Consider the following 24,340-nt stretch of genomic DNA (forward strand, 5'->3'; position numbering starts at 1 on the left):
TGCTCACCAGTTCAGGGTTTTCCAGCGGCTGCTCACCGGCTGGCCGGCATAGAGCAGACCATCGGCATCGGCGGAAAGGTTGTCCAGCGTGGCCTTGTTGGTGTGGCTGTGCGCCTGGCTCACTGCCGCGTCAATCGCGGCAGGCGTGCTGCTCGGTTTGCCCTGGATGGCCGCCCAGGTCAGGCTCACATCCATCGACTCGTACTCCGCGACCTTGACCCAGGTGCTCGTCGCCGGGTTCCAGGCGTACAGCGCAGCGCCGACGGTGACGGTCGGATCGCCTGTGGCGTCCTGCACCAGCACGAACACCGCCTGCTCCAGATCAGGCTCCAGAGCATCTCTGGCCGCGATATCCGCGACGAACAGCACCGGAGCGCCGCTGCTGGGCAGGCTGGCCAATGCCGCGGCGATCAGCGCGTTGATCATCGCCGAGTTGCCCAGGCTCTTGGCTACGCCGGCCTGATCGGTGATGTACGACTCGGCATAGCTGCCATTAGCCACGTAGTAGAACGAATCAGGCTGCAGGGTGCCCGGCAGCGTAGAGACTTTGAAAAACTGAACCTGGGACATGCGCCCTCTCCTACCAATCGTTGGTTTGCCACTCACTCAGGCCAGAGCCTGGCGCGCCAGGAGGCCCCTGCTCGCAGACGGTGACGACCATCAGCTCAGCCGGTGCCTCGACCGTCACGGCGTATTCGTTGATCTGTTCGAGCACCAGCGGCGCGGCATCACCCTCGATGACCACCAGCCACGGCTCGACCTGCTCGACCTGCTCGGCATCAGTCATGGCCACCTCACTGCTCGACGGTGACCGGCCCGCGGAAGAAGCGCGCCACCGTGCCGTCGGCAAACGTCACATCCAGGTGGTGCCAGCCAGAAGACCAATCGAGTGCCGCTGTCTCCGCCGCGCTGATCTCAACTACCAGCGTCCCGGGCGCACCGGCGGCGACTGCGAGCTCCAGCAGTGCATCTCCGCCCTCCTCGCTCTCGCGGATGACTAGGCGTGCCGTCGCACCTGTAAGGTCAATTGGCGGCTGGTAGATGAGTTGCCCGGCGCCAGACTCAGGCCGCGCCCCAGCGCCGTTGGCGCAGTTGATTTTCAGCGTGTCGGCGTCGACGACCTCGACGCGGTGCGGGTTCTGTCGGCCCGGCGTTCGGTTTAGGTCAGGCAACCCAGTGGTGCCGGTCACCCAGGCGAGCCAGTCGCCAACCAGGCCATGCCCTGGAACGGTCAGGCTCAGGGGCGCGGCGGCGATGATCGCCGATACGGCGCGATACTCCCGGGTGGGCTGCATCAGCCGGCGCGTATCGCGGTAGGTGGCGCCCCGGATGAGGCGCAGGGGTGTACAGGCCGGCTGCATGCTGGCTCTCCTTGGGGCAATAGGGTTACGTGGTGAGGTAGCGGCCTTGCTCGTCGAGCAGCGCATCGGCGCCGAACATCAGGGCGTTGTCCGGCAGGTTTCCGCCGCCACCCTCCAGCGCAGCGACGCGGGAGGTCAGGTCGGCAAGCGCGGCCGTCATCCCTGCCAGGTGCCCGGCAGTGACCGAGGCGTAGATGAACGCGCCGGCAGGCCAGCTCTGATCGGTGGTTCCCTCGCGTCCGCGCTGGAGCACGGCCGCTCCGCTGGCGAATGTCACGCGCACGATTTCGTACGCGCCCTGCTGCAGCGGATCGAGCGAGCTAGTGATGGTCAGCAGGTACTCTCCACCGCCCGCCGGCCCGAGGCGCGCGAGCGCATCAGCGTGGACCGGCAGCGCGGCGGCGCCGGCCAGCAGTTGGCCGGTCAGTTGGGTCAGCCAGTTGTTGATGTAGCGCATGTGGTCTCCTATACCCAGCCGAAATCCGCCAGGTCGGCGCGGTGGCGCTCGACCTGGTGCGTGACGGGGTTGTAGCTGGCCCGCGTGAGGGCAATTGATTGGGACGAGTCAAACCCGCGCCGCGGCTGGAGCCCGCCTTCATGTCCGGCGTAGCGCGTGAGCACCCCGGCAACGGTGCCGCCCGGCGTCATTGCCTGCCTGAACAGCAGCGTGTCGGGGCCTGCCTCCGTGATCGAACTGCGCCCCAGTAGCGTGACCTTGTTCGAGCCGTTGAGGACGCGCACCTGGTGGGTGTCGACAGCCAGAGCGCCGCGCTCGGCGTGGTAGCGCGCCACCAGTTCCGTCAGGCGGAACCCGAACGGCGTGCCAGACCCTGGCGTGAGTGACCCGCCCTCCGGCGAGCTGGTCACGTCTGAAACGACCGTGCCGTCGACCGTCAGGACGGTACGGACCGTCGATTGATTGTCCGGGTCCTGCGTCGAGTCGTACCACTCCGTGTTGGTGCGCTCGATTTTCAGCACCTGCTCATCGAACAACCCGCCATCGGTCCCGTAGAGACGCAGCGAGTAGGTGCTGGTCGCGTTGATCTGGCCATTCAGGCGATAGGCCATGTCGTCGGTGATCGTTGTTGGATTGGCCACACACTCGCTCGGCCCGACAGTGTATTCCGTCCGCTCGCGGCGCTCGCCGGCGGACGAGTCGGTCACCACGGTCTCCACCGTCTGCACCTCCAGACTGTCGAACCGCGCGATCTGGACAGCACCGGCCGCATCAAACCAGGCGCCGGCCATCACTCCGGTCTGCCCGCGCCGATACGTCTGCGTCCCCTCGATGCTGATCACCGGCGGCGCTGTGTTCGGCTCCTCCGTGAACCCGCCACGCCAGAGCACCTCGGTGACGCCGCACGCCGGCCACGGCTGCACTGTGCTGACGGTTTCCGGCGGCAGCGTGTAGCGCTGCACATCGGCCGCCGCGCCGGTCAGCTCGTCCACCAGTTCACCCAGCGCCTGGTTGCGCGTCTGCTCGATGACCAACTGATAGCCGATGTTCTGATCATCGGGATCACCCGTGATGGACAACCGCAGCAGACCACACCATTGCGCGACGTTGCGCGCACGGATCAGGTTCCCCGAGTTGACCGGCGACAGCCCCAGCAACAGCGAGCGCCCGTCTGGCGTCATGTCCAGGGTATTGAAACGCACACTGGTGACCATCGCCGCCAGCGGCTCCGGCCCCTCGTACAGGTCGGGAGCGGACTGCCCGATGGCAGCGTGGCGAGCATCGATTGCGAATACCACCGGATCGACGGGCGCGCCACCCAGGACCAGCGACGGATAGACCAACAGCTCCAGGTGGTCGGGGTCTGGAACTCCGCTGGAGTCGCGTCTGATCCGTAGCAGCGCCCGGCCAGTGGCATTGGCAAATCGCACCGGCCAGCCGGCTATTTCCAGCGGATCGTAGGTGCCGAAATAGGCGTTCCCGTAGGCGTACATCGGGCCGCCAAACCCACGCAGAATGGCCGCGCCGTCGAACCGTGCACCACGGGCAGCCTCCGCCTCGGTCTGCTCCAGCCCTGGGCGTCCAACATTCCAGAGGTACGTCCACGGCCACGGTCGCAGCACCCGATTGTTCCCGCCACTGCTACCGGTGTAGGTCTGCCCGTTGGGGAGCGTGATGGTTACCACGCCGCTACCCTGCGGCTGCACCATCAGGCCGTGCCAGGCCCAGCCGAACCCAGGGACGCGCGCCAGTGGCGCGGATCGTCGATCCAGCATGATGGGCTCCTATTAGGTCGGTGCGGTCACCGGCTCGATCTGCACGACCCACGGCGCACCAGGCGCGTGGGTGACGTGAATCAGGTTCACTGGGGCGGTCAGCGTGACATCGACCGCGCCGGCGTTGTGGGTGCTGGCGAGGTTGCAGTACACGCTCGTCATGCCGGACAACCGCAGCGGCTGGGATGCGTCCGGCCGGACCAGCAGGATGCGCATGTTCACGTGGACGGTTGCAGCCCAGCCGGGTGCCTCCAGCACGTGCGGCGCCGCGTTCGTCGCCGGCGTCCACTGAACAGAGTGGGCCAGCGGCGAACCGTTATTGGCGTACAGCAGGCTGGAGGTTTCGGTGACCGTATCGAGGATGAACGGAAATTTCCGCCAGTCCGCGAGAGAGCTGGTGCCGACGCCGAGCCAGAGCAGCGATCCGGCAATTTTCCGCTGGCCGCGGTGCTCAGGCGCGCCGGTTGGTTCCGTACTGACAGGCTCCAGCCGGCCCTCGGCAAGCGGGCCGAACCAATAGAGATCGTCCGGCGCGCCAACGGCCAGCCACTGCTCGCCGTAATCGAGATCAACATAGTGGGCGCCCTGGCTGGGCGGATCGGCTACGGGCGCGCCGTTGCCGGTGACGATGTGCTGGACATTCGCCATTGGGTGAGTCTCCTTCAGAGGTCTTGGGCGGGCGGCGCCTGGAACAGGAACACCGCCTCGGCGTTGTTGGCGTCGCGCATCACCAGCCGCTGGAGCGGCTCGATGCGCAGAGTGAATAGCCCGTCAGAGCTCTCGATCAGTTGCTGCGGGTGGAAGGTGCGGTCGGCATAGTTCTGCTCCTGCAGAGGGCTGGCGATTCCCCCGCCCCGCCCGCCGGCGGGGGCCTGGTAGTTCGCGATCCCCCGAGCCGCCGGCCGAGCGCCGCGCGCTTCGATGACAGGGAGCGTCCTGCCCTGCTGCATTGGCGTGACAACGCTGTTCAGGTCATCAATCAGGCCGCGCCCCGTGCGCTGGGCCTCCATGCTCGCCCCAATTGCTCGGCGTGCCGCAGTGTTGTTACTGCCAATGGCGCGCCGCGCCGCCTCCATCGCCGCCCCACTGGCTCGACGCTGTTGTTCCGCAGTTGCCATCAGAGAAGCTCCAGCACGTCGTTACGAATGGAAATGCGGTATGTCCGTTCGATGGAGGCTTTCCACTCGTCTCGAATGGCCTCGGGAATCTCCGGGACCGGGACGGCGAAGCGCCTCGGATAAAGCTCCTGCCCGACATCGTTATCGCGCGAGCCGTAGTTTCCGGAGAATCCATCCAGCGCGTCGTCGTAGGGCGGGCTGGTGCTGAGGCCGCCAATCTGCGTGGGCAGGTTTCCGCCACCGGTCGGGCGCGGGGCCGCACTGGTATCGAAAGGCGGCGGTACCAGGGGATCAGCAACAGCGCCGCCGCCCAGCATCACAGCCACGCTCAGCGTGGTGAGCGCGCTTCCAGTCTCCAATGAGTACTTGTCGACGATCTGTCGGCACTTCCCGGAGGCGTGCACGCCCTGGGCACGAACCGCGAGGGTGTGCACAAGGTCGGCTCCAGCGGCCCAGGCTGACGGCACATCCCATGTGACGGTCGTTCCACGGTGCGCGCCGACGATGGTGACCGCCGCCTGAGCGAGCACACAGCGTATGGCCAACTGTCGACGCGATTCGTCCCGAAGGTCGGTCATGGGTTCATCGCTGCCACCACCACCGCCACCAGTTCCATCGATGATCGAGCCAGGCGCATTCTCGCCGCGCGCGGCCATGCCGAACGGCGTGCTCTCCCAGGTGTTCGCCAGTTCATTGTCGATCTGTACCGCGGCGCTGGTGCGGGCGATGATCTCGCCGCTGTCCGCCACGCTCTGCGGTGCCTCGACGCGCAAGGTATACGTCTCGGTTACCTGCTGTACCTCTCGAATGGCGGCCAACCAACTGGCAGCCAGCAGCAGCCGTTCTTCATAGCTGTCGTTGATCCACGACTGCGGAGGGTCGCAATACACCCCGGTTGGTGGCAGGCGATCGAGGCGCACGCCCGTGAGCATGGTCATCCCCTGGCTCTCGGTTGCCTCGCGGATCATGTCGAACGTAGGCAGCTCACTGGTCACTGCATGAGTCCAGATGCAGAACCCCGGGATGCCGATGATTCCGCCAGTGTCTGGATGCTGCCAGCCGAACTGGAACGTGTGCTGCCAGAGCCTGGAGAAACGGTGCCCCAGCTCGATCTCGACAACGTTGGTTTGGGCGTCCAGATCCGCCAGGGATACCGACACGGAGGCATCGACGACGGCGCCGGCGTTGAACTCGTAGTTCGGCGCTATCGATGACGACCAGGTGTTGAGCCGAATATCGCCGGCAGCCGAGCACTCCAACGCGCCTTGGATGGTCGTTACCCGCTCCTGCGCGTAGTCCCACCGACTGCGGCCACTCACTGGCTCGAAGATATCCTCCGACCAGATCGCCTGTGGTGTCAGGGCATCGATTGCTGCCACATCCAGCGCCTCGACGCGCTGCTGGAGCTGGTCGCTGCTGGTGCAATGGAGCGTTCGCGTGGCGCTATCCCACGACGGTTCGACAATGCGGCCAGTGTGGCGCCGGCTGACCCGTTCTACCCCATCGATCTCGAACACGAAGTCAATGACAACGGACCGGCCTTTCCATGCCGCCGGAAGAACAGGCCCTTCTGGTAGGCATAGGCTGAACTGCGCGACGCCGGCAGCACCCTCCTCACGATCCACCTCAACCTCACCGGTGAGGCGCTCGCTCCAGTCAACGCCGCCAACCAGCACCACCAGGCGCCACCGGAAACTGTTGCCGCCATTCACCGGCTGCGGCGTAGCGGCAGGGCCGCCAGCAGAGCCCAAGGGCACGCTATTCAGCGGCGACCCATTGATCATGTCACACCTCTTGCCAGTTCAATGTCCAGCCGTGGCCGGTGCCCATCGTTTCCTGTGGTGGGTCGGCGAAAACCCGGTACGCCGGCATCCACTGCACCATGTAGAGCGTCGCGCCTGGGATGATCACAAGATCAACGTTCAGGCCAGAACGGGTACAGGGGACAGGCCGCCAGCGTCCTTCGACGAGCGCCAGCCCCCACGGTTCGCGGTCGGAACGACACGGTGCAGGCAGAACAAAGCTCGGCGCCGCCTGAGCCATGCTCCGCGGGTGCGTCAGCAGCAGATCGAGTGGTCGGCTGTAGTCGATACCATCCAAGCCCAGCGGAACTAATCCGGAGCCGCTCAACTGGCCAGATGTTTTTCCGCTCCAATGGGTCATCTTTACCGCTGCGCCATCACTCATCCGAACCACGGTCGCCCCCTGGAGCGGGTCGCGCGAAAAGTCAGGCGCACCCGCCTCGGCAGGAATGGGAATCCCGCCGAGGGTCACAAGTGGATATTGCATTGAGGATTCCTTAGCGCTTGGTGCCGCCGCGCTTCAGCCGCTGAATGCGGATGATCTGGTCGAGTGACTGTTGCGTGCCGTACAGCGGAACGGTCTCGCCACCCAGACCCAACTCCAGGCGGCCAAGGTTGGGCATAGTCCCGCCATCCGACTGAGCTGCTGCTGCCGACATCCCCGCGGTAACAGGGTCAGGCATGGACAGCCCCTGTAAGCGCGACATCAGGTTCATGGTTGCGGAGTTTGGGAAAACCTTCTCCCCTCCATTGAACGTCACCAGTTCAGGCCCGCGCTCGCCTACTAGGGCCAACCCAGGCGCCGCGCTGTTGGTGCCGTTCGCGTGCTGAGGGATAGCGGGCTCAATCGTGGAGACATCTTTCAGCGCCCCCTGGATGTTGCCAGGCAATAGGAACTTCGGCTCGATGACGAAGTTTTCCCCAATGCTTGCAGCCAGATCTTTCATCTGCTGCACAACCTTCGCCGCCATTTCAGGCGAAAGATTCACCGCAATATCGATCTTCGACTTTGCCTGTAGGTCTTCGATCTGAACCGTGAGTTGGGCCAGCTTCTGGTCGGCATCCGTCTGCTGAAGCTTGTTTGCCTCCAGTTCGATAGCCTGCAGCTCCTTCGCGAAGCCAGCGAACCCGAGCGTGTTCTGTCCAGCCGCTTGCAGATCGAGCAGCACCTTGAGAGCCGCCTGCGCCTGCGACTTTGCCCCCTCCAGGTCTCCGGAGCGCAATGCGTCCCTAGCCCCTACCTTCAACGACTGCGCGGTGGAATAGTCGGCATCGCCACCCGCGCTGGCGTTCAGTTGCGCAATGGCATCCGTGTAGCGCCTCTCGATTTCGAGGCGCTCGCCCCGGATCTTCTCCACGTCGGACTTGGCTTTCCGCTCCTCGGCGGTCATCGCCTGAAGTGCGGTCTTAGCCTTTTTCGCCAGAGCGTCGTAGTCGGCCTTCATCTTGGTTGATGTGGCACTGAGGCTGGCTGAAACCTGCTGGTTAACTTGCCGAAACTCCGCGCCTGTTTGCGACGCTTGCTTGCCCATTTCTGCAAAAGAGTCTGTCCATAGGCCAGTAACCCTATCTGCAGCCAGCTTCATCTCCTTGAGGTTATCCTCCACGACTTCCCTCATGACGTCGGCTGCGGCCTTGAAATCGCCACTCGCAGCGAGCGATGCCGCTGCAGCCGACCCACCAATGAGCCGCCCCAGAGTGCCGAAGGCGTTACCCGCAACAATCGCGACGGACGCAACGCCCTTCAATGCAAAACTGAGGACGTTAGCAATCTGGCTCGCATAGCCCGATTTCGTCGACACATCAACCATTAGGCCGGTGAGTGTGCTCAGCGTCGGCGCCAACTCTCCCGCTATCTGCTTACTCGCACCGTCACTAACACTCTCTAGGGTATTCAGGTTCTGATTGAAGTCAGCCAGGTTCTTGGTTGCTTGGGAATCCAGAATCAGGCCAAGCTCGATAGCCTCTTCTCGCAGACTCTTGAACCCCTCGGCGTTATTGCGCAGCAGGGGAAGCAACAAGGCCGCATCATTGGCAATCCCCTCCAGATAAAACACCATCTCCGATTGCGATAGATTGGCCTTCTCCAAGGTCGACACGTACAACTGCAAAGCATCAGGGCCTGACAGGTTGCGGAACTGTTCGGCCGTAACACCGGCCAGTGGCGCAACGTTGGTGAAGAAGTCCTTCAGCTCGCCGCCGCCTGTCTGAAGGAAGTCGCCTACCTTGTCCTGGACGTCCTTGAAAATGTCGCCGAGCTTGTCCTGCTCGATGCCGGCACTCTTTGCGGCGAACCCCCAGGCTTGGAACTCTTCAACGGAAGTGCCAGACAACTGAGCGAACCTGGCCATCTCCGTTGCGGCCGCCGCAGTGTTCTTCGCCCAATTGGCAAAAACGCCAACAGACAAGGAAGCGGCAATGGCGGCTCCCGCAGTCCTTGCCAAGTTGCTCAGCCCTTTCAGCCTGCCATCAACCTGGTTAAATGCTTGATTGGTGTTGTTCTTGCCATCAATGACGAGCTGAGTTGTGACCTTTCCCGGCATTTTCCAGCTCCTTCATCAGTTGCTTGTAATCTTTGGTTTTGGCACCAGCACCCCGCGCGACGATCAGGGCAAGCCGAGCAGCATCAAGCCGCCTGGCATGCGCCTCCCGCTGATAAAGCGCGATCTGATCAAGTGAATAGCGCTGGATGTCTGACAGTCGATGACCTGCGGAAAGGAGGTCGCTTACGACACTTGCCCAGCCAGCGGCCCGTTCGTTGCCACCCTGGCCAGGGCTTGGTCGAAAAAAGATGAATTCACGCCGATCACATGAATCATCAGTTCTACTGCTGTCACAGCAGGCAGGCGCTGGCGACGCCAGGCGCTCAAGTTCGTACAACCGCCGAGCACAGTGGACAGCGCGCCGGAGCTTTTCGCGTACTCGTAGATCTGCGCCGGGGAGGCAGCTCCAAGCATGGCCAGAAGCCCACCGGCCGCCTTGCCGAACTCATCGAAATGCCGCAGCTCTACCGGTCGGATCAACACTTGCCGGCCGCCAACTGTCACCGTTACCGGCTTTGGGAAAAGGATTTGAAGATCACTCATGAACTTCTCCGGGCAATAAAAAACCCGCCGAAGCGGGTTTTAATGAAAGTGCTAGTCAGTAGGTTTTTATCGTTCCATCAGCGAACAGAACTTTGGTCAGCCTGAAGCTTGTTTTGATGTTCTGCTGTTCTGCATTCGCGAAGTCTTTATGCCGCTGGATGAACTGGTTGAAGTTTATAGTTCCCTGCCAAGACAACTTGGTCCCGGCTGACACCGGGTCATTTATAGCGATCTTCGACGAAAGGATGTCGTTTCCAAGCAAGTCGGTGAACTCCAAAACCCCGTCAAACGCTCGTACATCCGCACCGGTGGAGTTCTCGAACAGCAGATCCAAGGTAATCTTGTCGTCGCCATATTCGCCTTTGACGAAACCTTTTGAGATCAGAGAAACGGTGATCGGAGACGGCAAGCTCACAGGCTTCGCCGGCCGATCGGCAGATTTTGGCACATCCGTCTTGCCACTAAAGATTCCCGCCAGTCCTTTGAAGGAGTCTTGGAAAGCACTTCGAATCTCATACTTCATGTGCTCGCGGCCAGCGAAATAGCCGATTACCAGACCAGCTACCAGGGCTAAGGCGATTTTTGCCCCAGCCGACACCGCCTTCACCGGTTGAACTACAGGCGCGGCAGGAAATGCCTGCGCGGCACCAGTATCTCGCGGCTGCAGCTTTGCGAAATACACACCACAGGCGGTGCATTTATCTGGGCTTTCTGTCGTCTCTTTCAGTGTCGGCTCATATCCACATTTCGGGCATTGCATCGGTATCCCTCCCATTCGAGCTGGGTGGGACTGTACCCGAAAGCTACAGGCGCGTCAGGCCGCGTCGGTGTCCTGGACCTCCCAGGTCCACATGGCAGCCTCGCCCGGCTCGAAGATTTCGGGGTCAGGCAGGAGGCGGATCTGCACAGGGATGGTGCCGAAGTCGGTGCCCTGGTTCAGCGGCAGCCCGCCGTTCAGGCTGATGCGCGCATAGAAGCAGGTAATCCGGCGCTTCTCGCCGTCGCCACCTTCGTTGATCTGCTCGAACATCACCCGGTAGAACTTCCGGCTGGTGGTGAAGGGTTTCACCACGTCGACGGTCGGGTAGCTGTAATCGATCTCGATGGGGAGCTTTTTCAGGCCGCCACCGACAGGTGCCACGGTGGCATTGATCGCCGCAGCGAGGGTGCCGCCCTTCAAGATGCGGATGCCGCCAGGGGTAACCGAGTAATCGACGCCCTTCACGTACACGGGCGTACCGCCGGCGCCGGTGACGCTGGTGACCACCAAGGGGATATGCGCCAGGCGGATGGTCCTGTCGACGTAGGCGTCGTGGTGTTCCGGCTCGGTGACCGTGCCGGACGGTACCTTTTCAACCGAGCCGTACAGCAGCACGGCGGCGCCGGCCGGCGAGAAGTCCACCGCCTCGCCGGTGATGTTGATCGCCGAGTTGGCAGTCACGCCATCCAGCTCGGGCAAGCCCAGGCGTGTCGGGTCAGGAATGTTGATCTCGGTGCTGTCCGGTTCTGCGCTGGTGGTCTGCAGCTTGAACAGCTCCTCGAAGACATGCGACGGGTACGGGGCGACGCTGGTGCGACCGCGGAACAGTTGCGTGTAGAGCATTGGTCTCTCCTGTGGCCTGCGGCCGATCAGTTGTAGTTCTCGACGTAGGCAACGCCGATGGTGATGGTGATGTTGTGGGTGTCCCGGCCCTCACCTGCGTACTGTGGAACGGCGTCATCCTGGTCCTCGATGAGTCCAGGGAAACGTCCGTCGAAATCGTCGCGGCCAAAGCCGAGGGCGCGAAGGACATCAACATGGATGTTGTCCAGATCAGCCTCTTCCGCGCTCTTGCCGAACACGGCCTCAATCTCGAACGTGCGCACCCGCGAGGCCTGAGTCTTCGCCGCCCCCGTGCGGGAGTCGGTGGCCGTCCTGACCAGCAGGTACGGCATGGGAGCCTTGTCCCGCGCTCGCTCGGTCGGTCCGTAAACTCTGTCGATGGCGGTGAAGTAACCGTTTTCCGGGCGAATCTCGCCCAGCCGCTCGCGCAAGGCCTTGGCGACCTCGCTGGCTTTCGTGGATGACATGGTGGCCTCAGTGGTATTTGGCGAGCTCTCGGCGCATTCGGCGCTCGAACTCTTGCTGCAAGAAGGCGTTGGTCCAGTTGATGGTCGTTGCACCACTCAGTTGCTTGAACCAGTAGGCGATACTCGGTCCCTGAGCGAGCCGGCGCCTATCCCATTCATAGCGGTAGTCGCGGCGCCTCCCGCTCCGCGTGGTGGTTCTCTTCTCGCTGCGCGTAGCCCACGGGAGCTTTCCTTTGCTCGACGGGTTCACGAAGCCGGCAGCCACCTTCTTTCCGTGCGGACCGCGCACCCAGATGACTCCCCGTGTGTCATTTATCCGGTCGAAGCCCCACGACTTGTAGTTGAGCACCAGCACCCCTGACGATGACGGAATCACCCGCGCGTTGAGGCGTTTGGTGTTGGCCCGCTTGATCTTCATTCGGTCATTGAGAAATTGCCGGCGCATGAACGTACCGAGCAACTGGCGCACGTACCGCTCGCGCCGCGCTGCGGTGGCAGTCGCATTCAGCGCTCCTCGAATGACTGGGTCAACGCTCCGCCCCTGAGCGGCGAGCTGGGCGCGTGCCTTCTCCTGACCAACGAGCCGAACAGCCCGGATCATTGCATTCGCTCCAGCCACACCCCGCGCACGATCCCGTCATCGGTGCCGCTGGCGTAATCGGTCACCACGTAGTCGACGCCGGCCACCACCAGATGCTCGTCAACCTGCACGCGGCCGGTTTCAATCAGCGCCACTTCCGCGCGAATGCGGTACGTGGTGGCCTGGCCAAGATCGTCACTGGACTGCGCGTCATAGTTCATGAACACCCGGCAGGCGCGCGGCGCAGCACCATCAGGCCGGTACTCCCCCGGCTCGCCGATGAGCTCGGTAGCGGTGATCGCCAACTCGGCACGCCGGCCAGTGAAGTCACGGGCGCTGTCGATATGGAACAGGCGGCCATCAGCGAGCAGGTAACGCCCCTGCTGGATGCGAGCATCCCACCATGCGCGGATCGCGATTTTCGAAGGGCTGCGCAGACCGGAAGGGAATGGCGGCTCGGCCTCTTCCTTGGTCTGGATGCCGCACCAGATCCAATCAAGTTTGCAGGCCACCAGGTCAGCGTCCAGCTTCAGCAGGTTAGCCGGTGTATCGAGGTTACCTGCGCGCATGACTTACTCCGACTTCTCGACCAGGACCTGCGACCTCACCGCCTTCGCGGTGGGCTTCTTCGCATTCGGATCGCGCGCTTTTCCTTCTTCGATCAGGGCGGCGGCGTCTTCCGTCGTGGTATCGAACGACTCTCCGGGCTGAATCAGCTTGCCGCCGCGGTACACGGGTTGAATAGCGTTGAGTTTCATGGATTGCTCCTTCAAGAGATGGCGTCACCGTTAGCGCACGTTGATCCAGCGATGCGGCTCCCAGAGGTACTGGGTCGCCATCGGAAGTTCTGAGGTTATGGTGCCGATCACTACCGACTCACGGTTGGAGTACCAATGCGCGATGAGCAGCAATGCCCCGCGACGAATGGAACCAGTCATGTGAATGGCGTTGCCGACCGGGTCCGGCAACTGCGCGTCGGCAGCCACCAGAGTCCGATTGGTGCGGGCATTGAAGGCGTCGACAGCATCGGTGATCAGGTCTTGGATGTAGGCGTCATCCTCGGAGTGACGCACCCGCAGATGCGCCTTGACCACCGCCAGGTCAATCATTTCTCGGAACCAGGGCCTGCAGCGCCTTCTTGTTTGCGCCAGCATCAAAGGCGATGCCCTTGGCAGTGAGCCACTCCTTCAGCGCCGGAACGCCCATCTTCAGCGGATTGGTTTCGGTGCCAGCACCATCGACCAGCCAGGCCACCTGCAGGTGCTCCACGGCCACCAACGCGCAGCGCTCGGACACCTCCTGTTCACCGGCCTCGACAATGACGACCTCATTGCCATCTGGAGAGAAGGGAAAAGCCTCCTCGACGTGAATCAAAGGCATAGCGAATTCCTCCAGGGGAGTGGCCGACCGAAGCCGGCCACCCCGTGTTAGGCAGCGGACAAGGTCAGGACCTTGATTGCCTGGGAGTCGACGAGCATGCCGCCGACGCGCTTGGTGGTGTAGAAGCCCACATAGGGCTTGTTGGTGTAGGGGTCGCGGAGCACGCGGGTACCGATGCGATCCACGATGGTGTAACCGCGCTTGAAGTCGCCGAACAACAGCGCGTTGGCGTCGGCGGCGATATCCGGCATGTCCTCGTTCTCGGTGATGCCGTAGCCGAGGAGACTGGAGGGTTGGCCAACCTCCAGGCCAGGACGCCACAGGTAGTTTCCTTCGGCGTCCTTCAGCTTGCGGGTGTAGGCCACGCTCAGGTTGTTCATCATCCACGTGGCATTCATGCGGTAACCAGCCTTGAGGGCATGTACCAGATCGATCAGCTTGTCGCCGTTGAAGGCGCCGGCGGTGCCGCTGATCAACTTCTGCAGGGTGCCGTAGGGGCGGGTCTTGTCGGTGGTGAGCGCCAACGGGTATGCCAGCACGCCTTTCGGCTTGTTGGTACCGTTGCCCAGCAAGAAAGCGTTGCCTTCCATCTCGGAGAACTCGCGGGCGACTTCGCCGTTCAGCCAGCCCTCAGCGTCGAAGAACATGTCATCGAGACTGGTTTGGGTAGCTTGCGGGTTGGCGTAGAGTTCGCCCATGAAGGCGGCGATTTGTGCCAGGGTCGGGGTGTTGGTTTCCGGGCGCGGCGAGGTTTCGCCGACCCAGCCAGCACCAGCGCCGCCCAGGTTCACCAGCTTCTTGTAATCCGGGGTGCCGACGGTGATCTGGTTGCACACCTGGCGCATCGGCGACTCGTCGCGCAGCAGTTCGATAATATTGCGGTCGAGTTCCTCGGGGACGGCGTAACCACCATCCGCATCGACGCCGATCTGGAGCGCCTTGGCCTGCAACTCGCCCAGGCCGGTGTCGACGCCCTTGCGCACGAACTGCATGAACGCGGCCTTGTGCTCGCTCGCGGCCTTGGTGCCGGTTCCATCTGGGCGCTTCATGCCGGCAAGTTCCTTCTCCAGCGCGCCTTTCAGGTCATCGAGCTCACCGAGCTTTTCGTTCAGGCCTTCCACCTGCTCGACCAATTTGGCCTTCTCGGATTCCAGGGCCTCGACGCGCTTGTCGTTCTTCTGCTTGAACTCATCGAACTTGGCGCCGAGCTCCTCGGCTACCTGTTTCACATCTTGGATATCAGCGGGCATGGGGTTCTCCTCACATGCGATTCATTAGGGATTTCAGGGAGTCGAGCGCGGCGCCGGCATCCGCATCACGCGGGCAGGCAGCGCTATAGCCTTTGGCCATGAATGCCTTGGCTTGGGAGCCAGAGAACCCAACCTCGCGCAGGGCTCGCTCCACCTTGCTCGGCGGCGGCGTCTCGCCGCGCGCCAGCAGACTTTTCACGTCGGAGATTCGGGCCTCATCATTGGCCGGGAAGGTGACCAGAGAGACTTCCCAGAGGTCGATAGCCTTCAGCAGCCAGATGCCCTTCTCCTTGTCGTATTCGTAGTCGTCGAGCATGTAGCCGATCGACAAGCCGGACAGGCTGCCGGCCTTCATATGTGCGTGTGCGCGCTTGGCCAACGGGTCGTCGTCGATCAGTAAACGGCCCTTCACATAGAGGCCGTTCTCGTCTTCGCGCATCTCGGTGTAGGGGCCAAGTGGTTCGGCACTGTCGTGTTGCCAGAGCATGGCCGGCAGCCGACCTTTCTCCTTCCAGCGAGCCAACGAGGCCTCGAAAGCGCCACGCACCACTACATCGCCGTAGCTGTCCACCACGCCGAACACCGACCCGTAGCCTTCGAACTCGCCCGTGTCGCTTACCGACTTGATGGTGAGCGGCACATCAAGGCGTTGTTTTGTCAGCATCGGGTGCCTCCGGATTGGTGGTCATGTTGATTGGTGTCAGGTAGATGTCGCCGCCTTCGCGGGGGTTGTAGTCCTCCAGCTCGCGGCAATCGTTCGGGCTGAGGATTCCCCACTGGATCCCCTTGCCGTACGACTCGTAACGCCCCTTGAGGTCGCCGCGCATCAAGGCCCCGGCATTGAACTTCGCGAAGTGCGTTTTCCTGTCCGTCTTACTGAGAAGACCAACCCGGATGCGCGATTCGATCCGGGTCAGGATCGGCACGAGCGCGTAGTTCACGAAGCTCATGCCCATCTGTTCCATGTTGTTCATGGTCATCTTGTCGAGACTCGCCACCAGGTGGGGCGGCACCCGAAAGAGACCGCAGAGCTGCGCATCGGTCAGCTTTCTCGACTCGATGAACTGCGTGTCCTGGGCGTTGAGACTGATCGGCTTCCAGTCCAGCCCCATCTCCAGAATCATCGGCTTGTAGGCGTTGGCCGTGCCCATGTGCTCGCTCTGGAACTGCTCCGATAGGCGCGTAAACGCTTCGTCCGACAGGGTCTGATCAGTCTTGAGCACCCCTGACGTGACGGCGCCGTTCGAGAAGAGCTTCGATGCGTGCCGCTCCATAGCCTGACCGAGGCCGATGGCCTGGCGCGCATAGGCGATGGGATTCAGGCCGTTGAGGCCATCCAGGGTGAAAAGCCGAACGTGCCAGATCTCATCCTGAGTCAGCGTCTGGGTGCCGTTCTTGAAATCAACCTGGTACTCCACCGTCCAGTCATCTTTCAGCTTGGGCGTGACGGATGCCGGGTTGATCGGCAGCAGCTCCACCACGTTGCCCAATGCCATGACCTTGTAGGCGTAGAAGTTGCCACGCAGGCACAGGCAGACCACGAGCAGCTCCCAGAACTCCTGGGCGGTCATGTAGTCGTTGGGCGCCACTGCAAGCACGTCATACAGCCGATTGGCGAACGCCGGTAGGCGCTCGCGCTCGGTCTGCTTGAACAGTCGGCACGGCAGCATCCCGACTGACTCCGCCAGCACCCGAACGCAGTTGAAAACGACCGTCTGCTGCATCGCGGTGGTGGTGGTCACCCGCTGCCCTGACTCGGTTTCGTAGGCAACACCAAGGACTTGGGCGAGCTTCTCTGGCGTGTCGATGATCAGCGGGTCGGAGCCCTTGCCGAACCATTGGCCCAGCTTTTTGAGAATTCCCATTAGAGCTTCCTGATACCGTGCTTCACGATGTGGTCGGAGAGGGTTTCTTCCGGCGGCTCCTGCGCGACCACGCGCCCAATGGCCATGATCAGCGCCACGGCACCGTCGATTTTGTTGTCTTCGCCTTGCTTGATTGGGCGCACGACATCGTCGTTTCCGGGCAAGAACTTCCCGATCACGTTCCCCATGCACCAGGTCATGATTGGGTTGCCGTCGTGGTGGAACCGGCCCGAGGCGATTGCCGCCTCCAGCTCCTTCATCGGGGAGCTCATGTTCGTGTAGTTCTGGGTGATGACCACGGGGTTCAGCCCCTCGTCATCCAGTTCGTGGCTGAGGCCAGTGGCACCGAACGGGTCGATTGGGCTTTCACGAACCGGGCTGATTGAGTTCGCCTCCAGGGTCTCCGCGAGGATTTCGCGGTAATCCACTTCTGCCCCTGATGTGGCGTACAGGTAGCCGGAGTTGAGCCAAGCCTGGAAGCGCTCGGCCATGCGCTTGTTGTCTTCGTCGTAGACGCGATCCTCTGGGACCCAGAAGCGCGGCGCTACGCAGTAGTAGTGCCGTAGGCCATCGATCTCCCGCCAGAAGAGCCTGGCCATGCTGTTCAGGTCGAGCTTGCGCGCCAGGTCAAGGCCGAGCACACACTCCTCACCGGCGAACTGCTCCAGCGTCAGCGATTTGTCCTCGCAGGCCTTCCACAGGACCATGTTGAAGAAGCCGGTCTTCGCCGATACCCATACGTTCAAGTGCTTCGTCTTGAACGTGTTGGTGAAGCGTGGCGAGCGGATCGCGCGAGCTAGCTGGCTCTCCAGGTACTCCCGGTAAACCGACACGCCGATGTTCGGGTTGGCCTTGGCCAGGTTCCTCGGATCGGTCCAGTCGTCGCCCTCATCCAGGGTCCAGATCCAGGCGAACAACTCGTCATCAGGAACCACGCCTTCCAGCATCTCGATGGCCTGGCGGCGCTTGTCGTAGCAAGGACCCTCGATGTTGGAGCCCGCAGTGGTGATGATGAACATCAGCGGCTGTCGGCGGGCACCCATGCCGGTCAGCATGGTGTCGTATTGGCCGGCGTTGTCGTGCTCGTGGAACTCGTCGATCAACGAGCACGACGGAGAAGCGCCATCGCCAGGGTCGCCGATGATGGGCTCGAAGCGGCCACCATCTGCCGGAGTGTTCAGGTTCGAGGCGTTGACCTCGATGCCGGCGGCTGCGACCAGCAGCGGCGAACGCATCACCATCAGCCTGGCAGGGCGGAACACCTCCCACGCCTGTTTCTCCGTGGTGGCACCGCTGTACACCTCGGCGCCGAACTCGCCATCAGCAACGAACATCGCAATGCCGGTACCGGCGGCGATCACGCTCTTGCCGTTCTTCCGCGGCACTTCCCAGTAGCTTTCGCGGAAGCGACGAAACCCATCAGCCTTGCGCTTCCAACCAAACGTCACCGCCAGGCCGAACAGTTGCCACGGCTCAAGCGAAATCGTTTGCTTCAGACGCGCCCACTCCCCCTTCGTGTGGGGCATGAGCTGGATGAGCTTTAGCTTCTTCTCGGCGGCCTCTGGATCGAAGAAGAACGGATAGCTCTTCTGACGGCTCGCCTTAAGGTCGGCGAAGTGACGCTCAATCGCCTGGTGGATATAGCGGCAGGCAGGAACCTTCCCCTTCAGGACGGTCTTTGCCCAAGCCATCGCCTTGTCGACGTTGGCGCAGGCGACCTTTGCCATTGCTTACCTCAGTAGATCAGCGAAAGGGTTCGCCTCCGGCTTCTTGTTGCCGCCGATCAATCTGGTCCGGCTGGAGGGGTCGAGGCCGAGCAGCGATCCGAAGGTCACCATCTGGCGCATCGCTTCGTTGGCTGCCGTGAGGGCTGGGTTCTTCATTGGACTTCCCTGGGCGCTGAGCACGGTGATACCCGAGCTCTGTACCTCTTCCTCGGCCATCCGCCATTTGTCGTAGGCCACACAGAACGCTTCGACGTTGTGCATGTCGGTGATGGCCAACACCCCAGCGCCGAGCAACTCCGGGACGATCATTGCCCACATCCCGGCCGCTCTGTTCGGCAAGTGCCCAGGCGGATCGATATCTGTCACGTCCGAAAACTTTGGCTCATCCTTGTTCAATGCCCGCTTTCCGGGGTTGCCGGCAAGGGCTTTCTTGGCTGTCGGCTTGGGCTTCCGCCCCCGGCCAGTCACTCTGGCGACGCCTGCCATTCCGCCACTCCTGATTTTTTAATTTCGCGGGCGCGTAAATCCGGCTCCCCCCGTCGTTCGGGCAGATGGAGCTGTGAACTTTCAACCACCCCCCTCCCCCGTGCGTTTGAACGCACCAATACGGGGCGCGGGGCACGTCTGCGCCGCCGGCTGGCCATCGACCCTCCCCACCCTCTCGCCGACCCGGTTGTGGCAGGCCCGACATAGCGCACGCAGGTTGGACCACACCAGGCTCAGCTCGGGATGGGCCTTGCGCGCCTTGATGTGGTCAGTGATCTGGCTCGGCGCCTCATCGCACTCTTGGCAGATCGGATGAAGACGCCTGAACCGAGCGCTGAGCTTCTTCCACCGCTCGGTCTTGTAGAAGCCATCCGACTCATCACGTTCCTGGTTGTATCGGGCGTGGATGGCCTGCATGTGCTTGGCCTTCTGCTGGGCAGCGATGGCCGCGTGCTTCTCGCAGTGCGAACCTGACCTGATCAGCACGCTGCATCCGGCGAACGCGCAAGGCTTGGCAGGACGACGAGGCATATCAGCCCTCCCGCTTCGGCAGCTTCCAATCGGCGAAGCGGTCAGCGATCTCGGCCAACTTCTTCACGCCCAGGAAGCCAGTGAACACACCAGCAGCGGTGGCCATGCTCTGGGGCAGGCCCAGCCACTCCAGCACAGGGATCAGGCCCAGTGTGATCAGCGTGCAGAGTGCAGCCTCGAGCAGCGCCTGGCGCCGAGTGCCGCCGCCGTAGATAACCCGGATCAGTGCCACCAGGAAGGACAGAGCTCCGGCGTACAGCACGGGCGAGTGCTGGCTCAGCCAAGCAAGCACAAGCGCCCACGTCTCTGGTTTATCAGGCATCTGGGGCATTCTCGTTATCCCCTCTGCGGGGCTCAAATGAAAAAGCCCAGCGCGACGGCTGGGCTCAGAATGGTTGATGTCGACGAGCCGCTCCGGAGTGGCGCTCGGCGTCAATTGAAGCTAAACACAAAGCATCTATATGAGTGGCTAGCCGGCCCACACCAGCCGAATTGCCTGACAGCACAAGGAGCGATGTAGCGGAGTTATGGAAGCCTCAGCAGCTCTCGTCCACCAAGTCCATGTGCAGATCCTCGCGTTCCTGCCAAAGCACTGCTGCACCCTCGCAAATGTAGCCAAATCCCTGGAGCTCAATCTCCGCACGTTGCAAAGGCACTTGGCAGCGGTGGAGATGAACTTTGAAGACTGCGTTGATGAGGTGCGTCGGGTTCAGGCGGAAAACCTGCTTTGCCACTCCGATCTGAGTGCCGCAGAGATCGCGCGCCTCCTCGGCTATGTCCGAGCATCATCCTTTGATCGAGCACATAGGCGATGGTTTTCCATGACGCCCCTGGAACATCGCGACCGCCTCAAGGAGGCTTGGCCTCTTATGGTGGAGGAGACCGTCTGAAACGAAAAACCCAGCTCAATGGCCGGGCTTAATGTCATGCGAAGGTTCGCCGAAGCGGCAAAACCGCAATGTGCCACAAACTCTACATGGCCAGATTATCACTGTCAATATATCCAGACTGGACATTCATTCAGGCTGCCATCTTTTCATGGATCAGGAAGCATGCCGCGAGAGCCGACAGCCCGGCCCGAACCAACATACGCGCATCGGCATAGCTCGCCCCTGTCCTGCCTCCAACCTCACGGTACGTGAGCCCGTGAACGAAATAGAGAGTCATGCTCTCCACTGCTGCTGGATCGGTCTTCACCAGCCGTCCCAGGAAGCCCTCGACCATAAGCGCCCGGTCATCGCTGATCAGCGGAATTGGCGACCCCATGCGCTTCTCATTCGCTGGATTGCGCAGCATGATCGCCAGTAGCGGGGAGGTGCATCGCGGAACGCCATTGTCTTTCCACACCCAGAGCCCGTACTGCTCCATCAGAAACTCCGTAGCCTCGATATTCACACCTCAATCCCCTCTGTAGTGTGCGCCGCCTGGCCCTTTGGTGTTGTCATCCGCAGGCCCCGACGCCGTGCCCGATAGCCTCGAAATCTGGATCCGCTCGGTCAGTTGCCGCTCGGCCATATCGAGCCGCCTACCAAGCGCAAACGCCATCTCCGCAGCGGGCGCCAGCGCCCCACCGAATGCCGTCCACCCAACACCGTTGCAGTCATCGCAGGGCAGCTCATAGAACACCCCCTTCACACTCCCAGCCCCACGACAGTTGCGGCAGCGCTGCACCTCAATTGGCTGCCGCGCGAAGTCAGGTCCGCGCTTCTTCATGCGCCCTCCGCGCGATCTCTGCATCCAGCAGCCCCCTCTCGTAGTAAATGTCGCTCGCCTCTATTTCCAGCCGCCGGATTGCCGTCCAGTCGGTAGCTCGAACCCGCCTTGTTCGAATCTTCGTCCCACCCCTGACAAACCTGGAGCTGCATCCACTGGCCGCGCGCCGGCGACTGTAGTTCTGATCCAATCGCTCGCTGATAGCCCGACGGGCTGCCGATAGCTCCGCATCGGTCATCCGCGACACCTGGTCATGCGTCAGCATTGGGAACCTCCGGCGATCGAGACGCGCACTGCGCCTCCAGGCGTACACTCAGGGGATACCGAAAACGTCGTTACGAATCGGTGGTCATCGACCCTGAGCGCGTCCGCAAGACCATCGCGACCGGCCTTGAACGCAGCTATCAGGTTGTCGTCATCTCGTCGGCGACGGTCCGGCGGAACAAACTCGAGAATCAGCCTGATCTGTCCGGGCGGGGCTTTCATGCTCGCCGCGAACGCCAAGAGCTGGCAGGTGCGCCGGTAGTTGCGCGCTACCCGGCTTTTTTTCGACCAATGCGTACGGGCGTTCGGACTGAGCTCACGCGGCGGCCAAGGCAGAATCAGCGTCATGCCATTACCTCCGAACCATCCAGCCAGCTCAGGAACCCAACAGGTATGTCGTACCCCTGCTCCGCGATGATCTGCGCGCAGCGGCTCAGGAGGCCGGATTGCGCTCCATAGCGCTCTTCGAACCTTGCCTTGAACGGGTGGACCGCAATTCCAGGGAACCCCTGTGGGCCAGTACCATCTTGGTGGTGGCCCGCGCAGAGCGGGAGGACATACCAGTGCGCATGGGGCTTAGTGCGACCGTCGACGTGGTGGATGCTGCAATGGTCATTGAAAGAACCATGACCTTCACGACAGGCAATGCAGCCGACCACGCGGGATAGCAGGTCGTGCCAACGCTTCTGCTCGGCAGTTGGGTTGCGTCCCTTCATGCCGGCACCTCGCTGGCAGCCATGTCGGCCTTGATGATCGCCACCACCTCATCACGCGTACTGAGGTAAGCGAATGGTGCGGCATCACCGGGCCGCGTCACTGTGTAGCGAGTATCCGGCAGCCGGCAGACGGCTACGGTATAGCCAGCATCTGTCACCCAGCAGTCCTTGATCGTGTCGCCGTCGCGATTGCGCTTGGCGCGCCATTTTAGGGGTTCCTGGATCATGGTCATTGCACACCTCCGGTTGTGCCCTGCTGCCCTGCCTTCGCGGCACGATGCTGTTGGAAAAGGAGCGTCGCCTGCTGCCTGGAGTACTCCGCCTGAGCCTCCTCGAACGATGGCTTGTTGGCTTTCGGCGGAGCTGGTGGCGGCTGGGTGGCCCATTGGGTCCGGTACGACTCTGCCTTAGCCAGCAGCGAGCCCAGGTCGTGGCAGTTCCGAGTCAGGTAGGCGTCGTTGATGGTGACGAAGAAGGCGGCCACCGCCGGAGCCTCATCCGCCCCCAAGCGCTTCAGCAGGTCTCGGACCTGGGTGTTGACCTTGCCGTTGCGAACAGGATCGGTGCCGTAGCGGTTGCGGTAGGCCGCAGCGTATGCAGCCCAGATTGATCGACAGCCTTCCTGAATCGCAGCCTTCTCGTCGGGCTGGCCGGAATCGGCCGGCGAAATGTTCTTTGATGGTTCTACTGATGGTTCTATTACGGTTCTGGGTGCAGCATCTGCGGGGGTGGGGTGCAAATGCTGCGGGGGTGGGGGTGCAGCAGGTGCGGGGGTAGGTGCAGATCCTGCGGGGGTGCAAATGCTGCGGGGGTGAACCTTCTGCGGGGGTGCAAATGCTGCGGGGGTTACGGTGAACATCGTCGACCGCCCCTGGCGCGCTTCGATGGTCAGCGCCTTGCACTCGTTCAGCACCTTGATCGCCTGCTGCACCGCTCGTTCGGACAGGCAGGTGCGTTCGGCGATCTTCGCCACCGAAGGCCAGCAAACGCCCTCGTCGTTCGCGTTGTCCGCCAGGCTGATCAGCACAGCCTTCTGTGCCGGCGTCAGCCCCTGCAGCGGCCAGCAGGCCGACATGATGATGGTGCTCATTGGCTGAGCTCCCGGAATGCCGCGCCACGATTCACCTTCGCGCGATTTCGTGGCGCGCTGTTGTTCGATCCGGTCTTCATATGCATACTTCCCTCGTTGCTACGAACCCCGGCCCCGTGTCCCCACACTCGCCGGGGTTTGTTTTTTCTGGGCTTCAGTCCTTCGCGGCGTACAGAACGATCGTGGCCTGGACTTCTTCATGCCGCGCTGCCACGTACTTGGCGTGGAGTGCCAGGATCATTGCGGCTTCGCTCGCATCGATCTCCCCGTCCGCCAGGGCCTCGGCGATCATCAGATCCACCTTCCCCTTCCGAGCTGCCGCGGTGACCGTGCGCTGGTGCAACTCGACGCTGTCCAACTCCTCGACATGAGGCAGCGGAACGAAGACGCCTCCATACAGCGAGCAGATGTAGTTCGGCAGGTGGTGCGTACCGTTCTGCTGCTCCAGCAGGTGCAGTTCCGAGTCACTCAGCGGCTTGCACCCGGCGGTCTCGTAGATCTGGTTTTCCAGGCGCTTCTCGTTGATGCCAAGGCGTGCCGCGGCGCAGTCCTTGCCACCGGGATAGCCATTCACGATGGCGGCCATCACCTTCCGGCGGGTGTCTAGTACGGAGTGGTTCATGTCCTAGTTTTTCCTCGGCGACTGCGCGCCTATCGTTGGAACCATTGCCAGCGAGGGAGTCGCCCATGCGCCAGCCATCCATTCACCATCTGCAGGGCCAGGTGTTCGCCCTGCAGGCTCAACTCAACGCGCTGTTCGCTTCACTACCGGCGCTGACCCTTGAAACGGTTCAGGAGCACCTGCAGCGCCAAGCCGATTTGGTTCGAGTCGACATAATCGGTACCGAGTGGCCTGGGCCCGTAATGCCTGGCTTCGAGGATCAGCTCGCGCGCGCCGCAACCTGATCTGCCTTGAGCGCGCCTTTCGTAATTCGCTCGAGCTGGTACTGGCGCAGCTCCGGAACCTCTTCCCACTGGCGAATCGCCTCATAAGAGACGGCTAGGGCTTTGGCTAGCTTGGAAATCGAGCCGAAGTGCTCGATGGCTTGCGACTTGGTCATCCCAACCT

Annotated in this window: 36 protein-coding genes; 3 read left to right on the plus strand and 33 right to left on the minus strand. The window is 62.3% G+C overall.

What is annotated here, in order from left to right; genetic code table 11:
- Positions 1-3 precede the first annotated feature (3 nt).
- The 10 genes from OU419_RS16740 to OU419_RS16785 are packed head-to-tail and all read right to left on the minus strand — an operon-like array spanning position 4 to position 9,056.
- Positions 4-570, minus strand: a complete 567-nt coding sequence (locus OU419_RS16740; RefSeq protein ID WP_254473730.1) for a hypothetical protein — start codon at positions 568-570, stop codon at positions 4-6.
- Positions 571-580: 10 nt separating this feature from the next.
- Complete coding sequence (locus OU419_RS16745) at positions 581-787, minus strand: hypothetical protein (protein ID WP_254473728.1); 207 nt, start codon at positions 785-787, stop codon at positions 581-583.
- A 7-nt stretch (positions 788-794) separates the two neighbouring features.
- Complete coding sequence (locus tag OU419_RS16750) at positions 795-1,361, minus strand: hypothetical protein (protein WP_254473726.1); 567 nt, start codon at positions 1,359-1,361, stop codon at positions 795-797.
- A 25-nt stretch (positions 1,362-1,386) separates the two neighbouring features.
- Positions 1,387-1,818: a hypothetical protein gene (locus OU419_RS16755; protein WP_254473724.1), complete on the minus strand. Its 432-nt coding sequence runs from the start codon at positions 1,816-1,818 to the stop codon at positions 1,387-1,389.
- Positions 1,819-1,826: 8 nt separating this feature from the next.
- The gene (locus tag OU419_RS16760) at positions 1,827-3,593 is read right to left on the minus strand and encodes a hypothetical protein (protein ID WP_254473722.1); all 1,767 of its coding nucleotides are present in this window, start codon (positions 3,591-3,593) and stop codon (positions 1,827-1,829) included.
- A 12-nt stretch (positions 3,594-3,605) separates the two neighbouring features.
- On the minus strand, positions 3,606-4,241 hold the full coding sequence (locus OU419_RS16765) for a hypothetical protein (protein ID WP_254473720.1): 636 nt from the start codon (positions 4,239-4,241) through the stop codon (positions 3,606-3,608).
- Positions 4,242-4,255: 14 nt separating this feature from the next.
- Positions 4,256-4,711 carry a hypothetical protein gene (locus tag OU419_RS16770; protein WP_254473717.1) on the minus strand — a complete coding sequence of 152 codons (456 nt, stop codon included), beginning with the start codon at positions 4,709-4,711 and terminating at the stop codon, positions 4,256-4,258.
- Positions 4,711-6,495 carry a hypothetical protein gene (locus tag OU419_RS16775; protein ID WP_254473715.1) on the minus strand — a complete coding sequence of 595 codons (1,785 nt, stop codon included), beginning with the start codon at positions 6,493-6,495 and terminating at the stop codon, positions 4,711-4,713. Before OU419_RS16775 ends, OU419_RS16770 begins: the two co-directional genes overlap by 1 nt.
- Before the next feature lies 1 nt (position 6,496).
- Positions 6,497-7,000, minus strand: a complete 504-nt coding sequence (locus OU419_RS16780) for a hypothetical protein (protein WP_254473713.1) — start codon at positions 6,998-7,000, stop codon at positions 6,497-6,499.
- A gap of 10 nt (positions 7,001-7,010) precedes the next feature.
- Entirely contained in the window at positions 7,011-9,056 is a 2,046-nt protein-coding gene (locus OU419_RS16785; protein WP_254473711.1) for a hypothetical protein, read from the minus strand.
- Between OU419_RS16785 and OU419_RS16790 the strand changes: the two genes are divergently transcribed.
- On the plus strand, positions 9,040-9,192 hold the full coding sequence (locus tag OU419_RS16790; protein WP_254473709.1) for a hypothetical protein: 153 nt from the start codon (positions 9,040-9,042) through the stop codon (positions 9,190-9,192). The two genes, OU419_RS16785 and OU419_RS16790, sit on opposite strands and share 17 nt — an antisense overlap.
- Before the next feature lie 47 nt (positions 9,193-9,239).
- Here the strand turns inward: OU419_RS16790 and OU419_RS16795 are convergent, their stop codons facing one another.
- The 16 genes from OU419_RS16795 to OU419_RS16870 all read right to left on the minus strand — a co-directional run bounded on the left by OU419_RS16795 (position 9,240) and on the right by OU419_RS16870 (position 19,819).
- On the minus strand, positions 9,240-9,599 hold the full coding sequence (locus tag OU419_RS16795) for a hypothetical protein (RefSeq protein WP_254473707.1): 360 nt from the start codon (positions 9,597-9,599) through the stop codon (positions 9,240-9,242).
- Positions 9,600-9,654: 55 nt separating this feature from the next.
- Positions 9,655-10,359: a hypothetical protein gene (locus OU419_RS16800; protein ID WP_254473705.1), complete on the minus strand. Its 705-nt coding sequence runs from the start codon at positions 10,357-10,359 to the stop codon at positions 9,655-9,657.
- A gap of 54 nt (positions 10,360-10,413) precedes the next feature.
- Entirely contained in the window at positions 10,414-11,202 is a 789-nt protein-coding gene (locus tag OU419_RS16805) for a phage tail tube protein (protein WP_254473703.1), read from the minus strand.
- 26 nt (positions 11,203-11,228) lie between these two features.
- Complete coding sequence (locus OU419_RS16810; protein WP_254473701.1) at positions 11,229-11,669, minus strand: hypothetical protein; 441 nt, start codon at positions 11,667-11,669, stop codon at positions 11,229-11,231.
- A 7-nt stretch (positions 11,670-11,676) separates the two neighbouring features.
- The gene (locus OU419_RS16815) at positions 11,677-12,270 is read right to left on the minus strand and encodes a hypothetical protein (RefSeq protein WP_254473699.1); all 594 of its coding nucleotides are present in this window, start codon (positions 12,268-12,270) and stop codon (positions 11,677-11,679) included.
- Positions 12,267-12,818 carry a hypothetical protein gene (locus OU419_RS16820; protein WP_254473697.1) on the minus strand — a complete coding sequence of 184 codons (552 nt, stop codon included), beginning with the start codon at positions 12,816-12,818 and terminating at the stop codon, positions 12,267-12,269. The genes OU419_RS16815 and OU419_RS16820 overlap by 4 nt, the downstream gene beginning before the upstream one ends.
- 3 nt (positions 12,819-12,821) lie before the next feature.
- Positions 12,822-13,007, minus strand: a complete 186-nt coding sequence (locus OU419_RS16825) for a DUF7210 family protein (RefSeq protein ID WP_254473695.1) — start codon at positions 13,005-13,007, stop codon at positions 12,822-12,824.
- A 30-nt stretch (positions 13,008-13,037) separates the two neighbouring features.
- Positions 13,038-13,358, minus strand: a complete 321-nt coding sequence (locus tag OU419_RS16830; RefSeq protein ID WP_254473693.1) for a head-tail connector protein — start codon at positions 13,356-13,358, stop codon at positions 13,038-13,040.
- Positions 13,351-13,629, minus strand: a complete 279-nt coding sequence (locus tag OU419_RS16835; RefSeq protein ID WP_254473691.1) for a hypothetical protein — start codon at positions 13,627-13,629, stop codon at positions 13,351-13,353. Before OU419_RS16835 ends, OU419_RS16830 begins: the two co-directional genes overlap by 8 nt.
- A 47-nt stretch (positions 13,630-13,676) precedes the next feature.
- On the minus strand, positions 13,677-14,879 hold the full coding sequence (locus OU419_RS16840; protein ID WP_254473689.1) for a phage major capsid protein: 1,203 nt from the start codon (positions 14,877-14,879) through the stop codon (positions 13,677-13,679).
- Between the two features lie 10 nt (positions 14,880-14,889).
- Entirely contained in the window at positions 14,890-15,543 is a 654-nt protein-coding gene (locus OU419_RS16845) for an HK97 family phage prohead protease (protein WP_254473687.1), read from the minus strand.
- Positions 15,521-16,744, minus strand: coding sequence for a phage portal protein (locus OU419_RS16850; protein ID WP_254473685.1), 1,224 nt, complete (start codon positions 16,742-16,744; stop codon positions 15,521-15,523). Before OU419_RS16850 ends, OU419_RS16845 begins: the two co-directional genes overlap by 23 nt.
- A complete protein-coding gene (locus OU419_RS16855) occupies positions 16,744-18,471 on the minus strand; it encodes a terminase large subunit (RefSeq protein WP_254473683.1) in 1,728 nt (575 codons plus the stop codon). Before OU419_RS16855 ends, OU419_RS16850 begins: the two co-directional genes overlap by 1 nt.
- Before the next feature lie 3 nt (positions 18,472-18,474).
- Positions 18,475-18,957 (minus strand): phage terminase small subunit P27 family, encoded by a 483-nt coding sequence (locus tag OU419_RS16860; protein ID WP_254473681.1) that lies wholly within the window; start codon positions 18,955-18,957, stop codon positions 18,475-18,477.
- An 81-nt stretch (positions 18,958-19,038) separates the two neighbouring features.
- A complete protein-coding gene (locus tag OU419_RS16865; RefSeq protein ID WP_254473679.1) occupies positions 19,039-19,488 on the minus strand; it encodes an HNH endonuclease in 450 nt (149 codons plus the stop codon).
- 1 nt (position 19,489) lies between these two features.
- Entirely contained in the window at positions 19,490-19,819 is a 330-nt protein-coding gene (locus OU419_RS16870; protein ID WP_254473677.1) for a phage holin, lambda family, read from the minus strand.
- A gap of 196 nt (positions 19,820-20,015) precedes the next feature.
- On the opposite strand from OU419_RS16870, the gene OU419_RS16875 reads away from it, so the two are divergent.
- Entirely contained in the window at positions 20,016-20,378 is a 363-nt protein-coding gene (locus OU419_RS16875; protein ID WP_254473675.1) for a helix-turn-helix domain-containing protein, read from the plus strand.
- A gap of 130 nt (positions 20,379-20,508) precedes the next feature.
- On the opposite strand, the gene OU419_RS16880 is transcribed toward OU419_RS16875, so the two are convergent.
- The 6 genes from OU419_RS16880 to OU419_RS16905 form a co-directional block, all read right to left on the minus strand.
- Positions 20,509-20,883 carry an antiterminator Q family protein gene (locus OU419_RS16880; RefSeq protein WP_254473673.1) on the minus strand — a complete coding sequence of 125 codons (375 nt, stop codon included), beginning with the start codon at positions 20,881-20,883 and terminating at the stop codon, positions 20,509-20,511.
- 576 nt (positions 20,884-21,459) lie between these two features.
- Positions 21,460-21,813 (minus strand): endodeoxyribonuclease RusA, encoded by a 354-nt coding sequence (locus OU419_RS16885; protein ID WP_254473672.1) that lies wholly within the window; start codon positions 21,811-21,813, stop codon positions 21,460-21,462.
- Positions 21,810-22,181: a Ref family recombination enhancement nuclease gene (locus OU419_RS16890; protein WP_254473670.1), complete on the minus strand. Its 372-nt coding sequence runs from the start codon at positions 22,179-22,181 to the stop codon at positions 21,810-21,812. Before OU419_RS16890 ends, OU419_RS16885 begins: the two co-directional genes overlap by 4 nt.
- The gene (locus OU419_RS16895) at positions 22,178-22,414 is read right to left on the minus strand and encodes a hypothetical protein (protein ID WP_254473668.1); all 237 of its coding nucleotides are present in this window, start codon (positions 22,412-22,414) and stop codon (positions 22,178-22,180) included. The genes OU419_RS16890 and OU419_RS16895 overlap by 4 nt, the downstream gene beginning before the upstream one ends.
- A complete protein-coding gene (locus tag OU419_RS16900; RefSeq protein WP_254473666.1) occupies positions 22,411-23,271 on the minus strand; it encodes a helix-turn-helix domain-containing protein in 861 nt (286 codons plus the stop codon). Before OU419_RS16900 ends, OU419_RS16895 begins: the two co-directional genes overlap by 4 nt.
- Positions 23,272-23,425: 154 nt before the next feature.
- The gene (locus OU419_RS16905; protein WP_254473664.1) at positions 23,426-23,893 is read right to left on the minus strand and encodes a YmfL family putative regulatory protein; all 468 of its coding nucleotides are present in this window, start codon (positions 23,891-23,893) and stop codon (positions 23,426-23,428) included.
- A 65-nt stretch (positions 23,894-23,958) separates the two neighbouring features.
- Here OU419_RS16905 and OU419_RS16910 point away from each other — a divergent pair, with 65 nt between their 5' ends.
- A complete protein-coding gene (locus tag OU419_RS16910; protein ID WP_254473662.1) occupies positions 23,959-24,177 on the plus strand; it encodes a hypothetical protein in 219 nt (72 codons plus the stop codon).
- On the opposite strand, the gene OU419_RS16915 is transcribed toward OU419_RS16910, so the two are convergent.
- Positions 24,153-24,332, minus strand: a complete 180-nt coding sequence (locus OU419_RS16915; RefSeq protein ID WP_254473660.1) for a Cro/CI family transcriptional regulator — start codon at positions 24,330-24,332, stop codon at positions 24,153-24,155. The genes OU419_RS16910 and OU419_RS16915 overlap by 25 nt on opposite strands.
- Between the last annotated feature and the right edge of the window lie 8 nt (positions 24,333-24,340).

Origin of the sequence: Pseudomonas triclosanedens, from assembly GCF_026686735.1 — a bacterium.
Taxonomy (GTDB): Bacteria; Pseudomonadota; Gammaproteobacteria; order Pseudomonadales; family Pseudomonadaceae; genus Pseudomonas; species Pseudomonas triclosanedens.

Excerpts from the sequence above, each read along its gene's own strand:
- OU419_RS16765 (WP_254473720.1), bottom strand. The coding sequence starts at position 4,241 with ATGGCGAATGTCCAGCACATCGTCACCGGCAACGGCGCGCCCGTAGCC.
- OU419_RS16740 (WP_254473730.1), bottom strand. The coding sequence starts at position 570 with ATGTCCCAGGTTCAGTTTTTCAAAGTCTCTACGCTGCCGGGCACCCTG.
- OU419_RS16900 (WP_254473666.1), bottom strand. The coding sequence starts at position 23,271 with ATGAGCACCATCATCATGTCGGCCTGCTGGCCGCTGCAGGGGCTGACG.
- OU419_RS16855 (WP_254473683.1), bottom strand. The coding sequence starts at position 18,471 with ATGGCAAAGGTCGCCTGCGCCAACGTCGACAAGGCGATGGCTTGGGCA.
- OU419_RS16865 (WP_254473679.1), bottom strand. The coding sequence starts at position 19,488 with ATGCCTCGTCGTCCTGCCAAGCCTTGCGCGTTCGCCGGATGCAGCGTG.
- OU419_RS16810 (WP_254473701.1), bottom strand. The coding sequence starts at position 11,669 with ATGTCATCCACGAAAGCCAGCGAGGTCGCCAAGGCCTTGCGCGAGCGG.
- OU419_RS16825 (WP_254473695.1), bottom strand. The coding sequence starts at position 13,007 with ATGAAACTCAACGCTATTCAACCCGTGTACCGCGGCGGCAAGCTGATT.
- OU419_RS16870 (WP_254473677.1), bottom strand. The coding sequence starts at position 19,819 with ATGCCCCAGATGCCTGATAAACCAGAGACGTGGGCGCTTGTGCTTGCT.
- OU419_RS16915 (WP_254473660.1), bottom strand. The coding sequence starts at position 24,332 with ATGACCAAGTCGCAAGCCATCGAGCACTTCGGCTCGATTTCCAAGCTA.
- OU419_RS16775 (WP_254473715.1), bottom strand. The coding sequence starts at position 6,495 with ATGATCAATGGGTCGCCGCTGAATAGCGTGCCCTTGGGCTCTGCTGGC.
- OU419_RS16860 (WP_254473681.1), bottom strand. The coding sequence starts at position 18,957 with ATGGCAGGCGTCGCCAGAGTGACTGGCCGGGGGCGGAAGCCCAAGCCG.
- OU419_RS16830 (WP_254473693.1), bottom strand. The coding sequence starts at position 13,358 with ATGATTGACCTGGCGGTGGTCAAGGCGCATCTGCGGGTGCGTCACTCC.
- OU419_RS16745 (WP_254473728.1), bottom strand. The coding sequence starts at position 787 with ATGACTGATGCCGAGCAGGTCGAGCAGGTCGAGCCGTGGCTGGTGGTC.
- OU419_RS16845 (WP_254473687.1), bottom strand. The coding sequence starts at position 15,543 with ATGCTGACAAAACAACGCCTTGATGTGCCGCTCACCATCAAGTCGGTA.
- OU419_RS16785 (WP_254473711.1), bottom strand. The coding sequence starts at position 9,056 with ATGCCGGGAAAGGTCACAACTCAGCTCGTCATTGATGGCAAGAACAAC.
- OU419_RS16805 (WP_254473703.1), bottom strand. The coding sequence starts at position 11,202 with ATGCTCTACACGCAACTGTTCCGCGGTCGCACCAGCGTCGCCCCGTAC.
- OU419_RS16835 (WP_254473691.1), bottom strand. The coding sequence starts at position 13,629 with ATGCCTTTGATTCACGTCGAGGAGGCTTTTCCCTTCTCTCCAGATGGC.
- OU419_RS16820 (WP_254473697.1), bottom strand. The coding sequence starts at position 12,818 with ATGCGCGCAGGTAACCTCGATACACCGGCTAACCTGCTGAAGCTGGAC.
- OU419_RS16850 (WP_254473685.1), bottom strand. The coding sequence starts at position 16,744 with ATGGGAATTCTCAAAAAGCTGGGCCAATGGTTCGGCAAGGGCTCCGAC.
- OU419_RS16910 (WP_254473662.1), top strand. The coding sequence starts at position 23,959 with ATGCGCCAGCCATCCATTCACCATCTGCAGGGCCAGGTGTTCGCCCTG.
- OU419_RS16800 (WP_254473705.1), bottom strand. The coding sequence starts at position 10,359 with ATGCAATGCCCGAAATGTGGATATGAGCCGACACTGAAAGAGACGACA.
- OU419_RS16895 (WP_254473668.1), bottom strand. The coding sequence starts at position 22,414 with ATGACCATGATCCAGGAACCCCTAAAATGGCGCGCCAAGCGCAATCGC.
- OU419_RS16890 (WP_254473670.1), bottom strand. The coding sequence starts at position 22,181 with ATGAAGGGACGCAACCCAACTGCCGAGCAGAAGCGTTGGCACGACCTG.
- OU419_RS16760 (WP_254473722.1), bottom strand. The coding sequence starts at position 3,593 with ATGCTGGATCGACGATCCGCGCCACTGGCGCGCGTCCCTGGGTTCGGC.
- OU419_RS16770 (WP_254473717.1), bottom strand. The coding sequence starts at position 4,711 with ATGGCAACTGCGGAACAACAGCGTCGAGCCAGTGGGGCGGCGATGGAG.
- OU419_RS16815 (WP_254473699.1), bottom strand. The coding sequence starts at position 12,270 with ATGATCCGGGCTGTTCGGCTCGTTGGTCAGGAGAAGGCACGCGCCCAG.
- OU419_RS16795 (WP_254473707.1), bottom strand. The coding sequence starts at position 9,599 with ATGAGTGATCTTCAAATCCTTTTCCCAAAGCCGGTAACGGTGACAGTT.
- OU419_RS16840 (WP_254473689.1), bottom strand. The coding sequence starts at position 14,879 with ATGCCCGCTGATATCCAAGATGTGAAACAGGTAGCCGAGGAGCTCGGC.
- OU419_RS16755 (WP_254473724.1), bottom strand. The coding sequence starts at position 1,818 with ATGCGCTACATCAACAACTGGCTGACCCAACTGACCGGCCAACTGCTG.
- OU419_RS16905 (WP_254473664.1), bottom strand. The coding sequence starts at position 23,893 with ATGAACCACTCCGTACTAGACACCCGCCGGAAGGTGATGGCCGCCATC.
- OU419_RS16780 (WP_254473713.1), bottom strand. The coding sequence starts at position 7,000 with ATGCAATATCCACTTGTGACCCTCGGCGGGATTCCCATTCCTGCCGAG.
- OU419_RS16875 (WP_254473675.1), top strand. The coding sequence starts at position 20,016 with ATGGAAGCCTCAGCAGCTCTCGTCCACCAAGTCCATGTGCAGATCCTC.
- OU419_RS16750 (WP_254473726.1), bottom strand. The coding sequence starts at position 1,361 with ATGCAGCCGGCCTGTACACCCCTGCGCCTCATCCGGGGCGCCACCTAC.
- OU419_RS16885 (WP_254473672.1), bottom strand. The coding sequence starts at position 21,813 with ATGACGCTGATTCTGCCTTGGCCGCCGCGTGAGCTCAGTCCGAACGCC.